Origin of the sequence: Candidatus Chlamydia sanziniae, from assembly GCF_001653975.1 — a bacterium.
GTDB lineage: Bacteria > Chlamydiota > Chlamydiia > Chlamydiales > Chlamydiaceae > Chlamydia > Chlamydia sanziniae.
In genome coordinates this window covers 724,761-746,003 of record NZ_CP014639.1, presented here as the reverse complement: position 1 = coordinate 746,003, position 21,243 = coordinate 724,761, and the positions used below count along the sequence as shown (strand labels likewise).

Genomic DNA, 21,243 nt, shown 5'->3' with positions numbered 1-21,243 from the left:
TAAAATCTAGAACTAACATTTGTGTTTTTTAGACATACTCCTTCTTTATTGTTGATAATAAGAAAATGCTCGTGAGGATGTAAATTACACGAAACAAACTATTTAGAAAGATATGGTTGTGGCCAGCAGTTGTTCATCTTATCCACCATCAAAGGCAAAGAGCCTGCTTGATCAAAATCCTCAACAGATAAAGGTAAACGTAACATAGAAGTCGCGATATGTTTTTTGTAATTAAGAACCACCTTTACAGCAATAGGATTGGTGGTTCTATAGAGCCACCGGTACATTTCTTGCCATAATGTATCATATTCTACAGAAGAAGGATGATTTATATAATCACGAGTTTGCTTAGGCCAAATATTTGCGGTAGCAGAAATCATCCCATAGGCCCCGCATGCTGCCATTTTAGGCCAAAGTTGATCGTTACCACAATATAGGCGGATGTGTGAGGCGCTCTCTCTATAATGCTGGAATCTTTCTATGGAATCACCAGAATCTTTAATTGCATAGAATTGTGGGTGATGTGCTAATGCCTGTACAGTTTCTACATAAAGTGGAGCTGCAGCTCTCAAAGGGATATTATATAAGATTACAGGATGTACAGCTGCATTAAGTAATGTTTGGAACCAAAGGGTCTGTCCTCGAATGCCCGGTCTTGCGTAGATAGGACTAGTCATCAAAAAACCAGAAATTGGCAAATGATTACAGAAATCTATCCATTGCAAGGCTTGATTTAACAATATACCTGGAACACCTACAAAAATAGGGAGGTCAAGCTGCAAGTTGCAGGCAAAACTGACTATTTCTTGTTTTTCTTCTAAAGTTAAGGAGAGGATTTCACCTGTAGTTCCCAAAAGGAGGATGCCATCTGCGATACCATTCTGAAAACGCAACAGTTGCTCTAGACTAAGAAAATCTATACTACAATCTAGCAAAAAAGGTGTGACGCATGCTGTAAGTAAGCGCATGTTAGGTCTTCCTACACTACTAATATATTTTGTTTCACATAATCATTATGAAACTGTTGTACAATATCTTCTGCTAGTTCTGCAGAGACAACAAAACTCAAAGACATCTGACTTTGACAACAACATAATATAGGCCAGGGTAAATTGTACAGTTTTTCTGTAATAGTGGAAACAACTTTTGGCGATGATAATCCATCCCCAATCATAGTCACTAAGGCTAAATCATGATACAGTCTTATTAAACTAAATGAAGATAGTACGGCAACAAGGTGTTCCTGGGCTTCTTTAGAAATAAGGGCGTCATCTATGATGAATGTAACTACATTTCCTTGGGCTGTCATCAATTCAGGAAGAATTTCATAAGACTCCAAAATTCGCAATACCTCATCCAAGCCTCGATGACCTAGCAAACTATAATCTATAGAACAGAAACTTTGATGCTGGCGCAATGATAATGCTTTTACACAGGGCTCGTCCCTTATAGTTTTATCCATAGCATAAATCCATGTTCCTCCTTTTATAGGATCAAAAGTTGAGGTAACAAAAATAGGAATTCCCGCGCGGATACAAGGAGCAAGCATAGGAGGATAGAGTACCTTAGCTCCAAAGGTAGCAAGATTTTTCATTTCTTCAAAACTGAGTTCTGGAATTTGCTGAGCATCTTCTATGATTTTAGGATCCATAGTATAAATCCCATTGACATCAGTATAGATCCGCACTTCATAAGCTCCACACATCTCTGCAATTAAAGCTGCGGTATAATCACTTCCTCCACGACCTAATAAGGTAGTGTCTCCTGAACGGCTGGCTCCAATAAACCCTTGAGTAATATAACACTCTTGATACAGCCGGAGATGATGCCATTTTTTTTGCATGCGTATAACATCTGGCGTTGCGCAATTATAATGATCATCTGTCAAAATAATACTTCGGGCCTCTAAAAATCCTAAAGCTAGGCCTCTAATATGACAAACAGTATGCACCAAAGAAGCAGAAAGATCTTCACCTAAAGCGAGAATACTCGCAGAGTCCAGAGCAGAGAGCCACGGCTGCTGTAAATAACGAGTTAAACGAGACATCCAAGAAAGCAAAGAGAAAGGAATCCCTAACTCTTTGATAATTTGCTCATGTTTGTCTTTAAACTCTTGCAGTAATCTTGGCCGTTCTTCTAGAGAAACAGAGCAAAAGCGATCTAGAAGATCTGTCATACCAGCAATAGCACTGACAACAACAAAATTAGGCTTGTCCGCGCAAATAATATCACAGACTGTCTGAATATTTTCTGCCGTTGCCAAGTTAGTTCCACCGAATTTATAAACTACGTGAGGCATTCTTTCCTCCCGAGATACTGTTGGTAATAATTTGCCATATTCGCAAGCAAAGCACCTGCAGCACCACGGACGAGATTATGTATTAAAACATTCATTTTTATAGTACAGGCATCTCCGCCATAAGTAATCGGTCCTATATGAACGCCCATATCATCATGAGAGAGATGTTTTCGTGCTTGTGGATCCCAAGGGTGATTATAAAGCTTATAGGTATCCGGAAATTCCTCATTTTTCTTTTGATAACAGCTAAGAACTTCTTCCAAGTCTATAGGCTGAACAAAAGTAACATGCAATGTTAGGGTATGGCCGTAAACTACAGGTACCCTATGTACTGAAACTGAGAGCTTAAAATTTAAAGGCTGTTGAATTGTACCTAAAATTTTTTGTGTTTCCCTAAGAATTTTTTCTTCTTCCCCTACAATATGAGGAATTGTATTGGCAAGGAGGTCTAACGAAGGAACTCCAGGATAACCTGCGCCACTTCCAGATTGCAAAGTAACAATGTGCACATGATCAATGCAAAGAACTCTAAGAGGCGCCAAAGCAAGGGCAATACCCGAAACACAACAATTAGGATTTGTAATGATTTTTCCTGGATAAGGTTGCTTTTCAATAAGCTGAATGTGATCCGCATTTAATTCAGGAATGATTATGGGTACCCAAGGATACATACGATGTGCTGAAGTATTAGAAAAAATTATTTTGCCTTGGGAAAGACAATACGCCTCTATCAATTTAGCACGTGCTGTTGGTAAAAAAGAGACAACAATAGGGGATTCAAGTTCTTCCACCTTACGTAACAATAGAGAACTTACTTTCTTAGGCATTGGACCAAGCGGTTCCTGCCAAAGACACACGGAACCATAAAGTTGTCTATATTTAGATTCTGAAGCAACAATCTCAGCGACAGTCCAGTCATACCATTTGTGTAGCAAAGCCATGAATTTCTGACCAACAAGTCCGGTAGCCCCTAAAACAGCGACTTGCATTACTTTTTTCCTTTCCCGATTGTTATATTGTGCTCATTCGAAATTAACAAATAAGAATATTTGTCTAGAAAGACGTGTCTTAAAAATTACTTAAATTTTCTTATATCTGGCGTTTTAAGAACCTCTGTGACCCCATTCTAATAATGGTTTTATTTTTTAAGCAAGCAATGTTCATCCCACAAGGCAACCTTTAGTGCATCCTCAAAACCATAAAGAGAAGGTTCAGGGTTCACAGTAAAAAGCCAATCTAAAATATGTAACACTCCTAAGGCAAATACTTCACGGGAAAATACTGTGTGACGTACGATAATTTGCTCTCCATTACTGACAAAAGCAACCTCATGCTCTCCAGGGACATCTCCTACTCGAGAAGAATGCAACTCAATTTTTCTCCCTGTTTTGCCAAAAGATCCTAAAGAATATTCCTGTCCCCAACAGTCTAGCTTTGTTCTACATACAGTGGTGACTAAATCTTGAGCAGTTCCTGATATACGATCCTGTTTATTCCGATGATGAGTTTCCGTAATGCGAATGTCATAACATTCATTGCATAACTGTGCCAATAGCGTAACAAGACGCTTTTGTACATAAGCTCCCATGCTCACATTAGGGCAAAGCACTACAGGAACCTTACACACCAATGTTTGCAATTTTTCTCTCCTTCTATCAAAATTTCCAGGAAATGCTGAAGTTCCAATAATCACAGGCTTAGGGAAATACTGCAGCTGATCAATTAATTCTTCAGTAACATGAGGAGTGGAAAAATCCACAAGTACGTCATTACTTTGCACAATATGAGAAAGCGAAAACGAACTTTTACGCGAAAATCCCGGTCCTACCTTGTATTTAGAATTTTGTTCTAAGCAAGTTACAATGCGACTTCCTGTCCTTCCTGAACACCCGATAACTCCTACTTGCATATTTTCCCTTCCTAATTTTTTGCAACACCATGAGAAACATACTGTACAGTAGACCGGTAAAGAGCATCAAGCTTTAGATTGACAAAAACACCTTTCTGATTTAACTTCTTTTTCAAAAGTTACAAGTCTTTAACCTTTTTCTCTCTTTTGTCGCATCCCGAATTTTATTACGGGCAGTGGGGTAATTGTCTGTGTTTCTATGATTTTTGTTTTTTCTGGACCCTCTGACAAGCAACAAACCTTATGGAGTCAACTTATTTCCTCGCGATACTCTCTCTGGCGTCGTCATTGTCCTAAGCTTTTTTTTGATTATTTGGAAACGTTAGGTTTACTTTCTCATCCTGTTAACGGCCATGACATCGCAACAATTCTCCAATCAAAAACAGGGTTCTCTTGTTTTCCTATTGAAGGTTTTGAACCTCCTCACAATTACTTAGCTCTATTGGCAAACAAGAATTTCCCTATAGTTACACAACTTCGTGATATGAAAGATGATCAGTTTGCGCATGCTCCAGATATGCTGCACGACCTGGTGGGTCATGTCCCTTGGCTTCTTCACCCCGCGTTTACTTACTTCTTTTCTCACATGGGAAGAATTTTTCAAAAAGCCGTAACAAGAGCACGGGATCTCTTTACTAAGGAGAAACGTCAACAAGTGCTAAAAAGTAATTTAGTTGCCCTTATACGTTGCTTTTGGTTCACCGTAGAGAGTGGACTTATTGAAAATCAGGGCAAAAGACAAGCTTACGGCGCCGTATTGTTAGGTTCACCACAAGAACTCACTCACGCCTTTAGCAAACGTGTTCTTGTTTTCCCTTGGTGCCTCGATCACATTATTCATCGTCCCTTTGACTCTCAAACCTTGCAAACCACTTTGTTTACTTTAAGTCATTTTGATCAACTCATTGAGATAACTATAGAAATAGAAGCTAGGCTCGATCATGGAGAATTGGAATCTATTGATGCAGACTATGATGCACTCTACTTTCCCGAATTGGAGGTACTGTGCTCATAAATGTTACCTACAGGAAAACTCTTGTATTCTCATATCTTTCCCTTGCATTTCATCTTATTCTTATTCTCTCAAATCTTGTTCTCTCTTCTAAGTTAATCCCGACAAATTTCTTTGGATTTACTATTCCTGGAGGTCTCATTCTCTATCCTTTAACTTTCGTTATATCAGATGTTGTGAATGAAATCTTTGGGCCAAAACAAGCCCGAATTATGATTTACTCTGCATTTATTGCGAATCTTGTTGTCTCCTCGATAGTACAAATCTTCATGTTTTTCCCTGCAACTTCTCCTGAAATACAAACTGCTTGGCATTGTCTTTTTGATTTAAGTCCTCTCCGATTTTTTGCTTCGTTATTAGCTTTTATTGTTTCGCAACATATCGATATTGCTCTTTACAATTTTTTAAAACGCCGTACTCCTACAACCTTACTTTGGCTACGCAGTAACGGATCTACATGGTTATCACAAATTCCTGATACGTTTATTGTCGATACATGCATTTTGTACTTTGGACTACGACTTCCTTTTACACAAACTCTACAAATTATGAGCTACTCCTATATTTATAAAATCACTTTTTGCGTACTCACCACACCTGTTTTCTGTTGGATTGTTGGGAAAATTCAAAAAACTCTAGGAATTCCTATAGCTACCACAATAAAATCGACATTCTCAGTTAACCACTAGTAAGTAAATATTGATATCCCATTTTTTATTAAAACAATTTGCTAGATAACTCTAGGAGACTATTTAACTTAGTTTAAACAATAAAATAGCAATTATATGAAGAGTGCACATTTCAAATAAAAAAAGTCCCGTAATCTAGAATTCCATAGAAGTTTTTTTTAATTTTTTACCCTAACCCACGTATTGAGGCTTTATTACTGTAAGAATCAGAAATGAACTAAAAAATATACAATATCGAAATCCTCCTCAGGGTAGATTCACATGTTTAACCTAAGGAATTATTGACTCAATACCTATAACCTATACCTCAGTCAATAAAGAGTCGTACTGATAAAACATTACAACACCCAGAATGCTATTACGTGTCATTCAAACCTTTGGAGCAGGAATCGTCACGAGAATTTTCTCTTGTTCTTGTATTATAAAAAAAGAAATAAGTATAATTCCTCACAGAAGATACTTCTCTGTCCCCACTTTATAGCTATATAAGTGTAAGAAACCCTATTTTTTCCAAAAGTGAAAAAATCCTTAATTTCCTATGAATAAGGATTTTTCATGTACTGAAAAATTTAAAACTTTGCTCCACATACTGGGTTAAAATCGCACACGCGTGAGCAGCATACACATGTATATCCAAGCACCCACTAGAGATTTATCCAAATAATATAGCTATAAACACATTGAAAAAATTGGTTCATGTTGACTTTCACGCGGTTCCATGTAAAATTTTAAGGTCAATCTTTGAATCTATTATCTTGAGATACCTTATATGACAGAAGACACTCTATCTTGGACATTAGATGCTCTACGCGAAACTTACGCTACCCCTGTTTTTGAGCTTATCCATAAAGCAAATACGATTCTACGTAAAAATTTTCCCCATTCAGAGTTACAAACTTGTTGTCTCATCTCAGTAAAAACAGGTGGATGCGTTGAAGATTGCGCATATTGTGCGCAATCTTCACGTTATAATACCCACGTCAAACCAGAACCTATGATGAAAATCGTTGATGTACTTGAAGAAGCAAAACGCGCGATTGCTTCTGGAGCAACCCGAATTTGCTTAGGAGCTGCTTGGCGTAATGTAAAAGATAACCATCATTTTGATCGCATTTTAGCCATGGTAAAGAGTCTTACGAATCTCGGAGTAGAAGTGTGCTGTTCTTTGGGGCTGCTCTCGTCTGAACAAGCGCAAAAATTATACGACGCAGGGCTTTATGCATACAATCATAACTTAGATTCTTCTCCAGAATTTTATAAGACAATTATCTCCACACGTACTTATGCAGATCGTTTAAAAACTTTAGATGTCGTTAACAATTCAGGAATCAACTCCTGCTGTGGTGGCATCATAGGCATGGGAGAAACTCCAGAAGATCGTATCAAGCTTTTTTATATTTTGGCCAATAGAAAACATCCTCCTGAATCTCTACCTATAAACCTACTTAGGCCTATTGATGGTACTCCTTTACAAGACCAACCTCCTCTTTCCTTTTGGGACATGTTACGTACGATAGCGACAGCGCGGATTGTTTTTCCCAAATCTATGGTACGTCTTTCTGCAGGTCGCGCTTTTCTTTCCGTAGAACAACAAACACTATGTTTTCTTTGTGGAGCAAATTCTATATTTTATGGTGATAAGCTTTTAACAGTAGAGAATAACGATGTAAGTGATGACGCCGCAATGATTAAATTATTAGGTATGATCCCTCGCCCATCGTTTTCGATACCCAGAGGTAAACGATGCAATTCCAATCCTTCTTAATCGACGCTCTAGAAAAACGCAGAACTCTGAATACTTTGCGCTCTCTTACAACAACTCACCATCTTATAGATTTTACTTCCAATGACTATCTTGGCTTTGCCTCTTCTCCAGCACTACAAACAGATATCCTAAACGCATTCATGAGTACAAGAACAACCGTAGGAGCTACGGGATCGCGTTTACTTACAGGCCATTCTCAACAATATGAAGATCTTGAACAGAAAATTGCTGATTATCATGGGATGGAAAGTTCACTCATCTTCAATACAGGCTATACAGCAAACCTAGGGTTGCTCTACGCACTTGCGACTCCTCAAGACCGTGTTCTTCATGATATTCATATTCATGCCTCAATCTATGATGGCATCCGACTTAGCAAAGCAAAAAGTTTTCCATTCAAACACAACAACATGCAACATCTACAACAACGCTTAGCCGTCCCTTATTCCGGCCGAACATTTGTTTGTGTTGAGTCTGTATATTCCTTGCACGGTTCGTTAGCACCTCTAGACACTATTTGTGAACTCTGTGAAACCTATTCTGCAGCCCTAATTGTAGATGAAGCCCATGCCGTTGGTGTTTTTGGAGAACAAGGTGAGGGTCTTGTTTCTTCCTTAGGTCTCCAAGACCGTGTACTCGCAACTTTGTATACCTTCAGTAAAGCCCTGGGGACTCACGGCGCGGCAATTGCAGGTAGTGCCCTATTAAAAGAATACCTGATTAACTTCTGCAGACCTTTCATCTATACCACTGCCCAACCTGCACATGCACTTACAGCTATAGATATTGCCTATACACACAATAAACGAGCTTCTTCCCACCGTAAATACCTTACTCACCTCATTGATTATTTCCGCAAACAGGCCTGTGATCAACATATCCAGTTACTGAAGGACAACGCTGCTACTCCCATACAATCGATTTGCGTCTGTGGGAGCGCTCGCGTTCGGAACATTGCCAACAAACTGCAACAGGAAGGTTATAATGTACGGCCTATTGTTAGCCCTACAGTCAAGCAAAAGCAAGAGCTTCTACGTATTTGCTTGCACACTTTTAATACAGAAACAGAAATCCAACAATTGTTCAACATACTCACTCAGGTCCTTTAGAAAGTTATGCGCATCATCATTGCAGGAATAGACACAAACGTGGGGAAAACTTTCGTTAGCTCCATCTTAACGATAATGCTCAAAGCAGAGTATTGGAAACCGATACAAGCAGGAAATTTGGATAACTCTGACAGTAAGGTTGTTCAGAAGCTTTCTGGTGCTCTATGTCACCCTGAAACCTATAGACTACGTCATGCCCTATCTCCCCATAAAGCAGCAGCTCTAGAAAACATGCCAATAGAAGAACACCGTATCTGCTTACCCAAAACTACAGCTCCGCTGATTATTGAAACTGCAGGTGGATTTTTATCTCCTTGTTCACAAAATCAACTTCAAGGTGATTTTTTTTCATCTTGGCCTTGCTATTGGCTTCTTATTAGCAAAGCTTATCTCGGAAGTATTAATCATACATGTTTAACAGTAGAGGCAATGCGAGCTCGAAACTTAAATATTTTGGGAATCATATTAAATAATTATCCCAAAGATGAAGAACAATGGCTAATGCAAATCTTAGACTTACCACTTCTGGGCACCCTAATTCAAGAAAAAATAATCACACAAACCACTCTAAATCATTACGCAAATATATGGAGGCCTATATGGAAAAACATAGAGAAAACAATCAGGGGTTCATCTGGTACCCCTTTACCCAAGCTGCGCTAGACCCCGATCCTATTCTTATTACGCGAGGAGAAGGAGCCTACCTTTATAGTGCATCAGGGGAGAAATATCTCGATGCCATATCTTCATGGTGGTGTAATCTCCATGGCCATAATCATCCCTACATCACAAAAAAGCTCTGTGAGCAAGCACATACGTTGGAGCATGTTATCTTTGCAAATTTCACGCATACCCCAGCTCTTGAACTTGTCTCAAAGTTAGCAGCAGTATTGCCAAAAGGATTAGAGCATTTCTTTTTCTCTGATAATGGAGCAACTTCTATAGAAATCGCTTTAAAAATCGCAATACAATATTACTACAACCAAGGAAAAACGAAGTCCCGCTTCATTTCATTTGCTAATAGCTATCACGGGGATACCTTCGGAGCTATGGCAGTAGCAGAGCGTAGCCCAGGAACAGCGCCTTTTCATAATTTTTTCTTCCCCTGTGATACGATTCTCCCTCCTTATTACGGGAAAGAAGAGCTCGCTATCGCACAAGCACAAAAGGCCTTTTCACAAGAAGATATTATAGCCTTTGTTTATGAGCCAATATTACAAGGTACAGGGGGTATGCTTATCCACAATCCAGAAGCGCTTTGTGAGATTCTTAAAATCGCCAAACATTACGGGGTTCTTTGCATTGCTGATGAAATCCTCACAGGATTTGGACGTACAGGACCTCTTTTTGCTTCTGAGTACCTAGACTTCACTCCTGATATTATGTGTCTCTCCAAGGGATTAACAGGAGGGTACATTCCTCTCGCTTTGACAGTTACCACAGAAAAAATTCATCAAGCCTTTATTTCCAAAGATCGCCATAAAGCCCTTCTCCATGGTCATACCTTTGCAGGAAATCCCTTAGCCTGTAGCGTGGCTCTTGCCTCCCTAGACCTCACCCTATCTTCTGAATGTCTTGCACAAAGACAAATGATAGAGTGTTGTCATCGAAACTTTCAAGAACGCTATGGTTCATCGTGGCAAAGATGCGATGTACTGGGAACCTTGCTTGCCATAGACTACCCTACAGAAGCTACGGGTTATTTCTCTCACCTCAGAGATCATCTCAATGCCTTTTTCTTAGACCGTGGTGTGATTCTCCGTCCCTTAGGCAATACATTATACATTCTCCCTCCTTACTGTATTCAAAAAGAAGAACTCCTCATCATTTACGCACTTTTACAAGAGGTACTATGTCTACAAACACAATAAAACATTTTATACCTTACGCCTCACGCTGGAGGCCCATCCTCGAACAGATTGCGAGCTCAAATGACTGTTATCGTCATGCTCAATGGATTAATACCTTATCCTTTTTAGAAAACAATGGGGCGAAAAAAATTTCATCAAGCCAACACCCTACCGAAGTCAAACAAGAAGTGTTAAAACATGCAGCTGAAGAATTCCGTCACGCCTACTATTTAAAATCACAAATTCCAAGAATCACTAACATACCTTTTCCTAACTATACACCGCAAAGTCTCATTGGAGGTCTTATTACAAAATACTATCTTCATCTCTTGGATTTAAAAACATGTTCTGTGCTAAAAAACAACTATCACTTATCCGGGCAAGCCTTAAAAACTACAGCCTATGTCTTAGTGACTTATGCCATAGAACTCCGTGCATCGGAACTCTATACCATCTACCATGAAATTTTATCAGCTATGAAAAGTAAAATCACAATTAAGCCTATCATTATGGAAGAGCAAGAACATCTCGCAGAAATGGAACACAAACTTTCTACTATTCCCCATGGCAAAAAACTCCTAGGCTATTCCTGTAAATTCGAAGCAGAACTTTGCCTACGGCTTGTGAATGCACTTGAAGATAGGCTCCTTAAAAAACACTCTATAGACATAAATTTATAGAATTTTCCTTAGACGACAAATAAAGAATTCAGGCAAGTTATCTTCAACACAATGAATAAGTTTGTTCTATAATGCTTATTTATAAAGTCTCTCCCTCTTCAGTACATGGGAACGTTATTACTCCTGCATCTAAGTCCCATACCCTACGTGCCATTTTATGGGCATCCGTAGCTAATGGATTTTCCACTATCCATAACTACCTAGATTCTCCTGATACAGCAACAATGATTCACGCTTGTAAGCAAATGGGAGCTGCAATAAAAAAATTTCCGACATCACTAGAAATTAGAGGAAATCCCTGTGCTCATTTTCCAAATAAAACAATTATAGACGCAGGGAATTCAGGAATTGTTTTACGTTTCATCACATCTTTAGCTTGTATGTTTTCGAAAGAAATCACCATCACAGGTTCTTATCTCTTACAACGCCGTCCTATGACCCCTCTGATCTATGCCTTGGAAAATTTCGGAGCTTCCTTCACTTTCTCTTCGACAAATCACATGCTTCCCTTTTCGTTATCAGGTCCTTTGCGCTCAGGATACACAGATATCGAAGGTAGCGATTCTCAATATGCCTCCTCCTTAGCAACAGCATGCTCACTAGCAGAAGGTCCTTTCTCTTTCAAGATCATTAACCCCAAAGAGACTCCGTGGTTCGCCTTAAGCTTATGGTGGCTTGAACAACTCGCCATTCCCTATTCATATTCCGATGACACGTACTCTTTTCCAGGATTCTTCCGTCCTACAGGATTCTCCTATACCGTAAGTGGAGACTTCAGTAGTGCAGCATTCATTGCTGCTGCTGCATTACTTTCTAAATGTTCACTCCCCACTCATCTCCTTAACCTGGACATGCAAGATATACAAGGAGATAAAGCCTTGTTTCTCTTAATGAAAAAGCTTGGGGCTTCTTTAGAATTTGACAATTCTAATATCACTATTTATCCCTCAAAATTTTCTGGAGATTCTGTAGATATGGATACTTTTATCGATGCTCTCCCCATCCTTACGGTACTCTGTTGCTTTGCAAATTCCCCTTCGCAACTTTACAATGCATCAAGTGCAAAAAACAAAGAAAGTGATCGCATTCTCGCCATTACAGAAGAACTACAAAAAATGGGAGCCTGTATACAGCCCACTCATGACGGACTCTTGATTAATCCTAGCCCACTCTATGGAGCTACTATGGATTCCCACAACGACCATAGAATTGCCATGGCATTAACAATAGCAGCCCTACATGCTACTGGGGAGAGCACAATCTATAATACTATGTGTGTGAAAAAAACTTTTCCCAATTTCATTCAGACCTTAAATACTATGAACGCCAATATCAAGGAGTGCTATGCAGATATACCTATGTGGTCTACCTACAAGCGGAAAAACCTTGTTAGGTAAAGCACTAGCGAATTACTTATCCGCTTTCTTCTATGATCTTGATGATTTAATTGTAAGCAACTACGGTTGTGAATTATATTCTACATGTGATGAACTTTATACAGTTTATGGAGAGGAGCGTTTCCGCGAGTGGGAAACTGAACAATTGTCCTTCTTGTCAATTCTCTCATGCTCTGAAGAAAGCTACGTCTTTGCCTTAGGAGGAGGTACTCTTATGAATAAAAAAGCTTACCAGGTAATTAAGAACAAAGGTTGCATTGTGTTCTTATCCCTTGCTTTATCCTCAGTGTATGCAAGATTGCATAAAAGAGGACTTCCAAAAAGTCTTAAGAAATCTGCAATACAAGGAACTTTAGAAGAAACTTTAATCCAGCGCATTCAGCGCATGACAGAGATTGCACATTATACTTTTCCTGTAGATACCATAAACTTATCGGATAAGAATTCCGTACAACGGGCATGTCACACTCTCCATGTTCTCTTATTAAGCAAATGAAAAATCGTTTTGGCTCTTTATTTTCTTTTACTACATGGGGAGAATCCCATGGTCCTTCTATTGGTGTAGTTATCGATGGCTGTCCTGCAGGCCTTGATCTTGCTACAAAAGATTTTTTATCTCCTATGGCACGACGTTGTCCAGGGCAATGGGGAACCTCGCCACGCCAAGAGTCTGATTTTGTCCATATTCTTTCTGGGGTCTACAAAGGAAAAACCACAGGCACTCCTATTGCTCTGCAAATCTTTAATACTGATGTGGACAGCGCTCCTTATCAAGCGCAACACATGTTATATCGCCCCGGACACGCACAATTTGCTTATGAACAAAAATTTGGCTCGGTAGATCCTCTTGGAGGAGGTCGAGCTTCGGCTCGCGAAACTGCTTGTCGGGTAGCTGCAGGCGTGATTGCAGGCAAATTCCTTGCTTACTACGATATATTTACACTAGCCTATCTTTCAAGCCTAGGACCTTTAAATTTAACATCTTATCCCTTGTTATCGGAAGAATTTCGCAAAGAAATCTACTCTTCGCCATTTTATTCTCCCCTACCTAAAGAATCTATTCAAAATGTTCTTTCCTCCTTAATTCAAGATCGTGATTCTGTAGGAGGTGTTGTTTCCTTTATCACATCCCCTATTCACGAATCTCTTGGTGAACCCCTTTTTGGCAAAGTACACGCCTTACTCGCCGGTGGACTTATGAGCATCCCAGCAACTAAGGGATTCGAAATAGGATTAGGTTTTAGCTCTACACAAATGCGCGGATCTGAATATACTGATTCCTTTATTATGCAAGAAGGTCAGGTCTCTCTTCAATCCAATCGTTGTGGAGGGATATTAGGAGGCATTACTATAGGACAACCACTAGAAGGGCGTGTGGCCTTTAAACCTACATCTTCTATAGGGACACCTTGTCTTACAATTACAAAAACAGGAAAACCAGCTACTTATGCTACACCTGAAACAGGACGTCATGATCCTTGTGTTGCTATACGTGCGGTTGCTGTTGTTGAAGCTATGATAAACCTTGTCCTCGCAGATCTACTATTACATCAACGATGTTCTAAGCTATGATAGAAACAATAACGACTACACCACATAACATAAAACTTGTAGATAACTTTTTCCAAAAAAAGCTCTTTTCTTCTTTATCTACAGCTTATCCTATAGTTATCATTACGGATTTATCTTTAGAGCGCCATATCCTACCTCCGATTCTCAACTACATGGAGGAGCTTGGTTACGAAGTCATCATGCTTACCTTTCCCCCTGGAGAACAAAATAAAACATGGGAAATCTTTATTTCCCTACAACACCAACTCGTAGATTTGGGAGTCTCCTTAGGTTCCTCTATCCTCGGGATTGGCGGAGGCACTGTGTTGGACATGGCGGGGTTCCTTGCTTCTACTTACTGTAGAGGCATGCAACTCTATCTCATCCCCACGACAATCACTGCTATGATTGATGCTGGCATTGGAGGGAAAAATGGCATCAATCTTCGGGGAATAAAAAATCGCTTAGGAACCTTTTACTTACCTAAAGATGTTTGGATGTGTCCCGAATTTTTATCTACACTCCCTAGGCAAGAATGGAACTATGGAATCGCTGAAGCCATAAAACATGGCTGCATCGCTGATGCCTACCTCTGGGAATTCTTAGACAACCACAGTAGCATGCTCTTCTCTTCGTCACAAATTCTCAATGAGTTTATCAAACGTAATTGTCAAGTTAAAGCTACTATTGTTGCAGAAGATCTCAATAACTTAAATTTGCGAACAATTCTGAACTTCGGTCACTCTATAGCTCATGCAATAGAAACTTTATCTAAAGGTTCTATCAATCATGGTCAAGCCGTAAGCGTCGGCATGATGGTAGAAGCAAAAATTTCCTTAGCTTCACAAGTTATGCAAAATCCTCAACTCCTTGAGCAACTTCAAAAACTACTTAAGCGTTTCCAACTCCCTTCCTCATTTGAAGACTTAAAAAACACCATTCCTGAACATCTTCATAAAAACTTTTACAATCCTGAACTTATTATCCATACTCTAGGATACGACAAGAAGAACCTATCTAAACATACTATAAGGATGGTCATGGTAGAACATCTAGGCCGCGCAGCATCATTCAACGGGGCTTACTGTGCTCCTCCCGATATGGACATTCTTTATGAAATTTTAGAGAACGAAAGCTATGCTATGTGCAACCATTAGCGGACCAACATTTTCCGAAGCTCAACAACAAATTTTAGATTCTCTCTCACTCTCAGATATTATAGAAATACGTGTAGATGCTCTATCCTCTCTAAGTGATGAAGAGCTCTCTATGCTCATCACCATAGCAAAACAATCAATTCTTACATTCAAAACAAGTTCAGCTTTTTCTCTAACATCATGGATAAAAAAAATAAAATCTTTAGCAGCTCTTGCTCCTACTTATCTCGACATTGATAAAAACTTTCCTAAAGCAACATTAAAAAAAATTCAAGTACGTCACCCTAAATTAAAAATTATCCTCTCCTATCATACGGATACCGAGGAAGATCTACATACTCTACATCGCGAAATGCTTTTAACTCCTGCAGACTACTACAAAATCGTCCTATCTCCAACAAACACAAGTCAAACTCTTAAATACATACAAGAGGCTTGCTGTCTGCCTTCAAATACAACCCTGCTCTGTACAGGTCCCTATGGCTTACCTTCACGATTGTTATCCCCATTCATAGGAAACGCCATGAACTATGCCGCAGGTATCCAATCTCCAAGAGCCGTACTAGGACAACCCTCCATCAATGAGCTACTTAATTACAATTACACCCGTCTAACAAAAGAACTCAAAATTTACGGTCTCATAGGAAATCCTCTAAACAATAGTCTCAGTCACCTTACTCATAATTTCCTATTTACAAAACTTGGCTTCAATGCAATCTATATCAAACTCCCCGTCTCTAAAGACGAACTTACACCATTGTTTTCAATGATACGAAGTTTGCCCTTTCATGGACTTAGTGTAACTATGCCATTGAAAACCGCAGTTCTTAATTATGTTGATATTCTCGATAAATCAGCAACACACTGTAACTCTATAAACACATTAGTTTTAGATAAAAGAAACATCCTTGGCTACAACACAGATGGCTTAGCAGTTGTGCATCTTTTACAATCTCATTGCATTCCTATAGAACATCAGCATGTTGCCATTCTTGGTGCAGGAGGTGCGGCAAGCGGGATCGCTACAGCTCTTGCTACTCAAGGTGCCCATATTCATATTTTTAACCGTACACTCTCCAATGCGCAACAACTGGCTAGGCTTTGCCATGGTAAAGCCTATACCTTAGACTCACTACCGACTTTGAATAGAGCGGATATCCTAATCAATAGTCTTCCTTCACAAGTGCCTTTTCCCTGGATCTTCCCCTCGACAATTATGGATATTAACACACTCCCTTATTTCCCTCCCTACCTTCAAGAAGCGAGAAAACGAGGAGTTTCTGTTCTTCATGGTTATGAAATGTTTATCGAACAAGCTCTATTACAATTCGCACTTTGGTTTCCGGATACCTTAACAAAAAAAGACTGTGATCTTTTTCGTAATTTTGTAAAAAATCTCCTAATCACCGTATAAAAAATACGTTTTTTACCCTATCCTGAACCAACATTTTATGAGGCTACAATGAAATTTTGTATTTTTTTTGTGTTGGGATGTCCCTCTTTTCTATTCGGAATAGACGTCCACTACATTGAGGTAAAATCGATTCATCAAGTTGCCGGAGACATCCTCCACGACAAAGCAGATTTCTGCCTTATCTTAGATCTTGACGATACACTATTGCAAGGAGGAGAAGCTTTATCTCATTCTTTATGGCAACAAAAAACCATAGAGCAGTTTCAAAAACTTGGCCTCACGGAACGAGAGGCATGGGAAACTGTTACCCCTTATTGGATCGAGATCCAACACATGGGATCTGTAAAACCTATAGAGCCTACAATGTCCCTGCTTATCAGTAAATTACAAGATCAGGGGAAGGCAATCTTCGCCTATACAGAACGTCCTAAAACAACCAAAGATCTTACCCTAAAACAATTGCAAGCTGTGAGTGTCTCATTAGAAGCAACTGCTCCCCAACTAAAACTTAGCCTCCCTGACCAACTCCTTTATCATAGTGGCGTTTTATTCTCGGAAGAACTCCATAAAGGCCCAGGATTACAATGCTTTTTAGAAGGCTTAATCCTCCTGCCGAAGAAAATCATCTATATCGACAACAACAAAGAAAACGTCATGCGTATTGGTGAGCTCTGCCGAAATTATGGCATTGTCTATTTCGGTATTATCTATAAAGCACAGCAGTTTTCCTCCCCAATTTATCTACCAGAAATTGCAAAAATCCAATACACATATTCCAAGAAACTGCTTAGTAATGATGCCGCTGCTCTTCTCCTTCGCCACCAGATGGAAGAATAATCTATAGAATCTAAAAGTAAAGAGACCTAAAAATGATGGAATAAAAACAACTACTTTTTTTAGAGTCACAAACAAAGCAAAATGAGCTCTTCTACAGGTAGTTCGTGATATTCCTTCGTTCTCTTACATTTACCATTCTCTGTACTTCCAGCACATTTACCCTGTTCTGTTACGGAGTGGCTCCTCAACATCCAGAATACCATCACCACCGTTATGCGGATAGACTCAAAAAAAAACATCCTAAACCTCTACCACAGTCTCCTCAACCTTCTGAAGACATCCTCAAGACACATTCCCATTCTTTGCTTTCACCTATCAATAAGTTCTTTACTGTACGCCCTTGGGATAACGGCTTATCTTTCTCCAAGCTAACTAAAGCCGCAGAAGAAGCCACGAATACAAAGATTTCCTTGGATGCCACTATTCTTCCCCAATGGTCCTATCCTGTGACTATTCCAAGAACAGCAACAGAAGAAATGCCTTCATGGCAATTTTACTTTAGTCCTAACGTCTCTTGGCAACTGTATAATTCTCTAACAGCAGGGACTGGCAGCATAGACTTCACTTACACTATTGTGCGCTACTGGAAAAATACGGGTATAAATGCTGGCAAAGCCTCGGGAATTGCCAGTGGTATCAACGACTATACATCACGAGAAGATAACATAAACCAACTTACTTTCTCTCAAACCTTTCCTAGAGGCCTTTGGACTCTTGTGCTAGGGCAGTACAGTCTTTATGCCATCGATGGTACCTTATACGACAACGATCAACAATCAGGGTTTATTAGCTATGCCCTCTCACAAAATGCTAGTGCCACCTACTCTCTAGGAAGTGTTGGTACTTACATGCAATGCACTCCACATCCCCAAATCAATATTCAATTAGGGTTCCAAGATGCCTTCAACATCAATGGTGTAAACTTTGCGATCTATAATCTAACAAGAAACAAATACAACTTTTACGGCTATGTTTCTTGGGCTCCCCAATCTAAATGTGGAAATGGCCAATATTCTGCGTTGATCTACAGTACACGTCGCGTTCCTCAACAAGAATCGCAAACTACTGGATGGTCGCTAAATGCAGGACAATACTTAGGGGAAAAACTCTATATCTTCGGAAGATGGAACGGAGCCACAGGAAAAGCAATGCCTGTAAACCGTTCTTTTGTCGGAGGATTGGTGTTAGCAAACCCTTTCAATCGTAATTCTCAGGATCTTTTCGGTCTTGGCGGTGCGATTAATAAGGTAAATCCAAAAGCCATTTCTACCAAAGAAAAAACACGCCGTTATGAAACTGTAATAGAAACTTTTGCAACTCTAGGCTTTGGTCCTCATATCTCACTCACACCAGACATGCAAATTTATATTCACCCTGCCTTATGTAAAGAGAAAAGAACTGCTCGAGTTTACGGTATACGAACAAATTTATCTTTATAAGAAAATCTCATCGATCTCAATTTTAGGAGCTTAATTATGGCTTATGGAACTCGTTATCCTACGTTAGCATTCTATACTGGAGGTACTGGAGAATCTAATGATGGTATGCCACCACAACCTTTTGAAACTTTTTGCTACGATTCTGCGCTCCTTCAAGCAAAGATCGAAAATTTTAATATTGTTCCTTACACTTCGGTATTACCTAAAGAACTGTTTGGGAACATTGTCCCTATAGATACTTGCGTTAAATCCTTCAAACATGGTGCTGTCCTCGAAACCATTATAGCAGGTCGTGGAGCAACAACTATGGAAGGTACGCATGCTATAGCTACAGGAATCGGTATCTGTTGGGGAAAAAATAAAAGCGGTGAACTTATCGGCGGATGGGCAGCAGAATATGTAGAATTCTTTCCCACATGGATCAACGATGAAATCGCAGAAACTCATGCGAAGATGTGGCTGAAAAAATCACTTCAGCACGAGTTAGATTTGCGTTCTGTAGCAAAACATAGTGAATTCCAATTTTTTCATAACTACATCAATATCCAGCAAAAATTCGGGTTTTGTTTAACAGCACTAGGATTTCTAAATTTTGAAAATGCTGACCCAGCAACAGTGAGTTAATCAGGGAGACTCTATGACGATTAGAGAGACTAAAACCAAAAAGCCTCTTGGCACAATTGCTCTTGCGGGTATGGTAATCAGCTCTATGCTTGGAGGAGGAATTTTCAGCCTCCCCCAGAATATGGCAGCAACCGCAGGAGTAGGAGCTGTCTTTTGTTCCTGGTTACTGACAGGCATCGGGATATTTTTTATTGCCAACACTTTTAAAATTCTTTCTCAAGTACGTCCAGATCTCAAGGCAGGAATCTATATGTATAGCCGAGAAGGTTTCGGTCCTTATATAGGCTTTACAATTGGCTGGGGGTATTGGCTATGTCAAATTTTCGGAAATGTAGGGTATGCGGTAATCACTATGGATGCCCTCAATTATTTCTTTCCCCCTTACTTCAAAGGTGGGAATACAATTCCCGCCATTATTGGAGGTTCTCTCCTCATTTGGATTTTTAACTTTGTTGTTCTCAAAGGCATCCGACAAGCCTCTGTGATTAATATTATTGGCACTATAGGTAAGTTAGTCCCTCTACTCATTTTTATTGTAATTACAGCATTCTTTTTTAAATTAACTATCTTCAAAACAGATATTTGGGGAACAACTATAACAAATACACAACTTCCCTTAGGCTCTATAAGTTCACAAATTAAAGGAACTATGCTCGTTACTCTATGGGCCTTCATTGGTATTGAAGGTGCTGTAGTCATGTCGGGAAGAGCAAAAAGTGCTTCTGCAGTAGGAAGAGCTACAATTTTAGGATTTCTCGGTTGCCTAACTACTTATATACTTTTATCTATACTTCCTTTCGGTTCGATGTTTCAATACCAACTCAACACTATTCCCAATCCTTCCACAGCAGGAGTACTTCAGAGCCTCGTCGGAAATTGGGGCTCCGTTCTTATGAACGTTGGTCTACTGATTGCGGTATTGTCAAGTTGGTTATCCTGGACAATAATTGTTGCAGAAATTCCTTATTTTGCAGCAAAAAATGGTACTTTCCCAGAAATTTTCACTATGGAAAATGCTGCACAATCTCCAAGTGCCTCATTATATATAACCAGTACTCTCATGCAGCTTGTGATGTTCCTTGTCTATTTCTCCTCAAATGCTTGGAATACTATGCTCAGCATCACAGGAGTGATGATCCTCCCTGCCTATCTTGCAAGTACGGCCTTCCTCTTTAAATTTAGCAAAAGTAAAAACTATCCTAAAAAAAGCCCTGTGAAACCTTTTTTAGCAATGGGAACAGGACTCTTGGGTGCTATTTATTCACTATGGCTCATTTACGCTGGAGGCCTACGCTATATGTTCATGGCCATTATTCTTCTTGCTTTAGGGATTCCCTTCTATATAGACGCGGGAAAAAAAAGGAAAAATGCTAAAATTTTCTTTACAAAAAAAGAAATCATCAAAATGTCAATGATTACCATTCTTGCTTTCATAGCTATTTTCCTTTTTTCTTCAGGAAAAATCACGTTTTAACCAACACAGAGAGGGGAAAGAGGAAGCCTTATTCCCT

20 protein-coding genes are annotated in these 21,243 nt (G+C 39.4%); 16 read left to right on the top strand and 4 right to left on the bottom strand.

Features of this window, described 5'->3' with window-relative positions; genetic code table 11:
- Positions 1-98: 98 nt before the first annotated feature.
- The 4 genes from dapA to Cs308_RS03235 all read right to left on the bottom strand — a co-directional run bounded on the left by dapA (position 99) and on the right by Cs308_RS03235 (position 4,208).
- The gene (dapA, locus tag Cs308_RS03250) at positions 99-968 is read right to left on the bottom strand and encodes a 4-hydroxy-tetrahydrodipicolinate synthase (protein WP_066482508.1); all 870 of its coding nucleotides are present in this window, start codon (positions 966-968) and stop codon (positions 99-101) included.
- An 11-nt stretch (positions 969-979) separates the two neighbouring features.
- Positions 980-2,299: an aspartate kinase gene (locus Cs308_RS03245; RefSeq protein ID WP_066482501.1), complete on the bottom strand. Its 1,320-nt coding sequence runs from the start codon at positions 2,297-2,299 to the stop codon at positions 980-982.
- Positions 2,287-3,288 (bottom strand): aspartate-semialdehyde dehydrogenase, encoded by a 1,002-nt coding sequence (gene asd, locus Cs308_RS03240; RefSeq protein ID WP_066482499.1) that lies wholly within the window; start codon positions 3,286-3,288, stop codon positions 2,287-2,289. Before asd ends, Cs308_RS03245 begins: the two co-directional genes overlap by 13 nt.
- 149 nt (positions 3,289-3,437) lie before the next feature.
- The gene (locus Cs308_RS03235; protein ID WP_066482497.1) at positions 3,438-4,208 is read right to left on the bottom strand and encodes a 4-hydroxy-tetrahydrodipicolinate reductase; all 771 of its coding nucleotides are present in this window, start codon (positions 4,206-4,208) and stop codon (positions 3,438-3,440) included.
- Positions 4,209-4,407: 199 nt separating this feature from the next.
- Between Cs308_RS03235 and Cs308_RS03230 the strand changes: the two genes are divergently transcribed.
- From Cs308_RS03230 to aaxC, 16 genes are all read left to right on the top strand, one after another.
- Entirely contained in the window at positions 4,408-5,223 is an 816-nt protein-coding gene (locus Cs308_RS03230; protein ID WP_066482496.1) for a hypothetical protein, read from the top strand.
- The gene (locus tag Cs308_RS03225) at positions 5,220-5,909 is read left to right on the top strand and encodes a queuosine precursor transporter (RefSeq protein WP_066483423.1); all 690 of its coding nucleotides are present in this window, start codon (positions 5,220-5,222) and stop codon (positions 5,907-5,909) included. The genes Cs308_RS03230 and Cs308_RS03225 overlap by 4 nt, the downstream gene beginning before the upstream one ends.
- A gap of 769 nt (positions 5,910-6,678) precedes the next feature.
- Complete coding sequence (bioB, locus tag Cs308_RS03220; protein ID WP_066482493.1) at positions 6,679-7,674, top strand: biotin synthase BioB; 996 nt, start codon at positions 6,679-6,681, stop codon at positions 7,672-7,674.
- Positions 7,653-8,783 carry an aminotransferase class I/II-fold pyridoxal phosphate-dependent enzyme gene (locus Cs308_RS03215; RefSeq protein WP_066482491.1) on the top strand — a complete coding sequence of 377 codons (1,131 nt, stop codon included), beginning with the start codon at positions 7,653-7,655 and terminating at the stop codon, positions 8,781-8,783. The genes bioB and Cs308_RS03215 overlap by 22 nt, the downstream gene beginning before the upstream one ends.
- Positions 8,784-8,789: 6 nt before the next feature.
- Positions 8,790-9,446 (top strand): dethiobiotin synthase, encoded by a 657-nt coding sequence (bioD, locus tag Cs308_RS03210; protein WP_066482489.1) that lies wholly within the window; start codon positions 8,790-8,792, stop codon positions 9,444-9,446.
- Positions 9,383-10,654, top strand: coding sequence for an adenosylmethionine--8-amino-7-oxononanoate transaminase (gene bioA, locus Cs308_RS03205; RefSeq protein ID WP_066482485.1), 1,272 nt, complete (start codon positions 9,383-9,385; stop codon positions 10,652-10,654). The genes bioD and bioA overlap by 64 nt, the downstream gene beginning before the upstream one ends.
- Positions 10,636-11,313: a hypothetical protein gene (locus Cs308_RS03200; RefSeq protein WP_066482483.1), complete on the top strand. Its 678-nt coding sequence runs from the start codon at positions 10,636-10,638 to the stop codon at positions 11,311-11,313. The genes bioA and Cs308_RS03200 overlap by 19 nt, the downstream gene beginning before the upstream one ends.
- 71 nt (positions 11,314-11,384) lie before the next feature.
- Complete coding sequence (gene aroA / locus Cs308_RS03195) at positions 11,385-12,710, top strand: 3-phosphoshikimate 1-carboxyvinyltransferase (RefSeq protein WP_066482481.1); 1,326 nt, start codon at positions 11,385-11,387, stop codon at positions 12,708-12,710.
- Positions 12,658-13,206 carry a shikimate kinase gene (locus Cs308_RS03190; RefSeq protein ID WP_066482478.1) on the top strand — a complete coding sequence of 183 codons (549 nt, stop codon included), beginning with the start codon at positions 12,658-12,660 and terminating at the stop codon, positions 13,204-13,206. The genes aroA and Cs308_RS03190 overlap by 53 nt, the downstream gene beginning before the upstream one ends.
- Positions 13,203-14,282, top strand: a complete 1,080-nt coding sequence (aroC, locus tag Cs308_RS03185; RefSeq protein WP_066483420.1) for a chorismate synthase — start codon at positions 13,203-13,205, stop codon at positions 14,280-14,282. Before Cs308_RS03190 ends, aroC begins: the two co-directional genes overlap by 4 nt.
- On the top strand, positions 14,279-15,418 hold the full coding sequence (gene aroB / locus Cs308_RS03180) for a 3-dehydroquinate synthase (RefSeq protein ID WP_066482476.1): 1,140 nt from the start codon (positions 14,279-14,281) through the stop codon (positions 15,416-15,418). Before aroC ends, aroB begins: the two co-directional genes overlap by 4 nt.
- The gene (locus Cs308_RS03175; RefSeq protein ID WP_066482472.1) at positions 15,399-16,832 is read left to right on the top strand and encodes a bifunctional 3-dehydroquinate dehydratase/shikimate dehydrogenase; all 1,434 of its coding nucleotides are present in this window, start codon (positions 15,399-15,401) and stop codon (positions 16,830-16,832) included. The genes aroB and Cs308_RS03175 overlap by 20 nt, the downstream gene beginning before the upstream one ends.
- Positions 16,833-16,880: 48 nt before the next feature.
- Positions 16,881-17,669 (top strand): DUF2608 domain-containing protein, encoded by a 789-nt coding sequence (locus tag Cs308_RS03170; protein WP_066482470.1) that lies wholly within the window; start codon positions 16,881-16,883, stop codon positions 17,667-17,669.
- A 104-nt stretch (positions 17,670-17,773) separates the two neighbouring features.
- Positions 17,774-19,108 carry a porin AaxA gene (gene aaxA / locus Cs308_RS03165; protein WP_420834794.1) on the top strand — a complete coding sequence of 445 codons (1,335 nt, stop codon included), beginning with the start codon at positions 17,774-17,776 and terminating at the stop codon, positions 19,106-19,108.
- A gap of 36 nt (positions 19,109-19,144) precedes the next feature.
- A complete protein-coding gene (gene aaxB / locus Cs308_RS03160; protein ID WP_066482468.1) occupies positions 19,145-19,732 on the top strand; it encodes a pyruvoyl-dependent arginine decarboxylase AaxB in 588 nt (195 codons plus the stop codon).
- A gap of 13 nt (positions 19,733-19,745) precedes the next feature.
- Positions 19,746-21,206: an arginine/agmatine antiporter AaxC gene (gene aaxC / locus Cs308_RS03155; RefSeq protein WP_066482466.1), complete on the top strand. Its 1,461-nt coding sequence runs from the start codon at positions 19,746-19,748 to the stop codon at positions 21,204-21,206.
- Positions 21,207-21,243 lie beyond the last annotated feature (37 nt).

Excerpts from the sequence above, each read along its gene's own strand:
- aroC (WP_066483420.1), top strand. The coding sequence starts at position 13,203 with ATGAAAAATCGTTTTGGCTCTTTATTTTCTTTTACTACATGGGGAGAA.
- aaxB (WP_066482468.1), top strand. The coding sequence starts at position 19,145 with ATGGCTTATGGAACTCGTTATCCTACGTTAGCATTCTATACTGGAGGT.
- bioD (WP_066482489.1), top strand. The coding sequence starts at position 8,790 with ATGCGCATCATCATTGCAGGAATAGACACAAACGTGGGGAAAACTTTC.
- Cs308_RS03200 (WP_066482483.1), top strand. The coding sequence starts at position 10,636 with ATGTCTACAAACACAATAAAACATTTTATACCTTACGCCTCACGCTGG.
- bioA (WP_066482485.1), top strand. The coding sequence starts at position 9,383 with ATGGAAAAACATAGAGAAAACAATCAGGGGTTCATCTGGTACCCCTTT.
- Cs308_RS03170 (WP_066482470.1), top strand. The coding sequence starts at position 16,881 with ATGAAATTTTGTATTTTTTTTGTGTTGGGATGTCCCTCTTTTCTATTC.
- Cs308_RS03235 (WP_066482497.1), bottom strand. The coding sequence starts at position 4,208 with ATGCAAGTAGGAGTTATCGGGTGTTCAGGAAGGACAGGAAGTCGCATT.
- Cs308_RS03175 (WP_066482472.1), top strand. The coding sequence starts at position 15,399 with ATGCTATGTGCAACCATTAGCGGACCAACATTTTCCGAAGCTCAACAA.
- Cs308_RS03215 (WP_066482491.1), top strand. The coding sequence starts at position 7,653 with ATGCAATTCCAATCCTTCTTAATCGACGCTCTAGAAAAACGCAGAACT.
- aroB (WP_066482476.1), top strand. The coding sequence starts at position 14,279 with ATGATAGAAACAATAACGACTACACCACATAACATAAAACTTGTAGAT.
- Cs308_RS03245 (WP_066482501.1), bottom strand. The coding sequence starts at position 2,299 with ATGCCTCACGTAGTTTATAAATTCGGTGGAACTAACTTGGCAACGGCA.
- aroA (WP_066482481.1), top strand. The coding sequence starts at position 11,385 with ATGCTTATTTATAAAGTCTCTCCCTCTTCAGTACATGGGAACGTTATT.
- aaxC (WP_066482466.1), top strand. The coding sequence starts at position 19,746 with ATGACGATTAGAGAGACTAAAACCAAAAAGCCTCTTGGCACAATTGCT.
- Cs308_RS03230 (WP_066482496.1), top strand. The coding sequence starts at position 4,408 with ATGATTTTTGTTTTTTCTGGACCCTCTGACAAGCAACAAACCTTATGG.
- Cs308_RS03190 (WP_066482478.1), top strand. The coding sequence starts at position 12,658 with ATGCAGATATACCTATGTGGTCTACCTACAAGCGGAAAAACCTTGTTA.
- dapA (WP_066482508.1), bottom strand. The coding sequence starts at position 968 with ATGCGCTTACTTACAGCATGCGTCACACCTTTTTTGCTAGATTGTAGT.
- asd (WP_066482499.1), bottom strand. The coding sequence starts at position 3,288 with ATGCAAGTCGCTGTTTTAGGGGCTACCGGACTTGTTGGTCAGAAATTC.
- bioB (WP_066482493.1), top strand. The coding sequence starts at position 6,679 with ATGACAGAAGACACTCTATCTTGGACATTAGATGCTCTACGCGAAACT.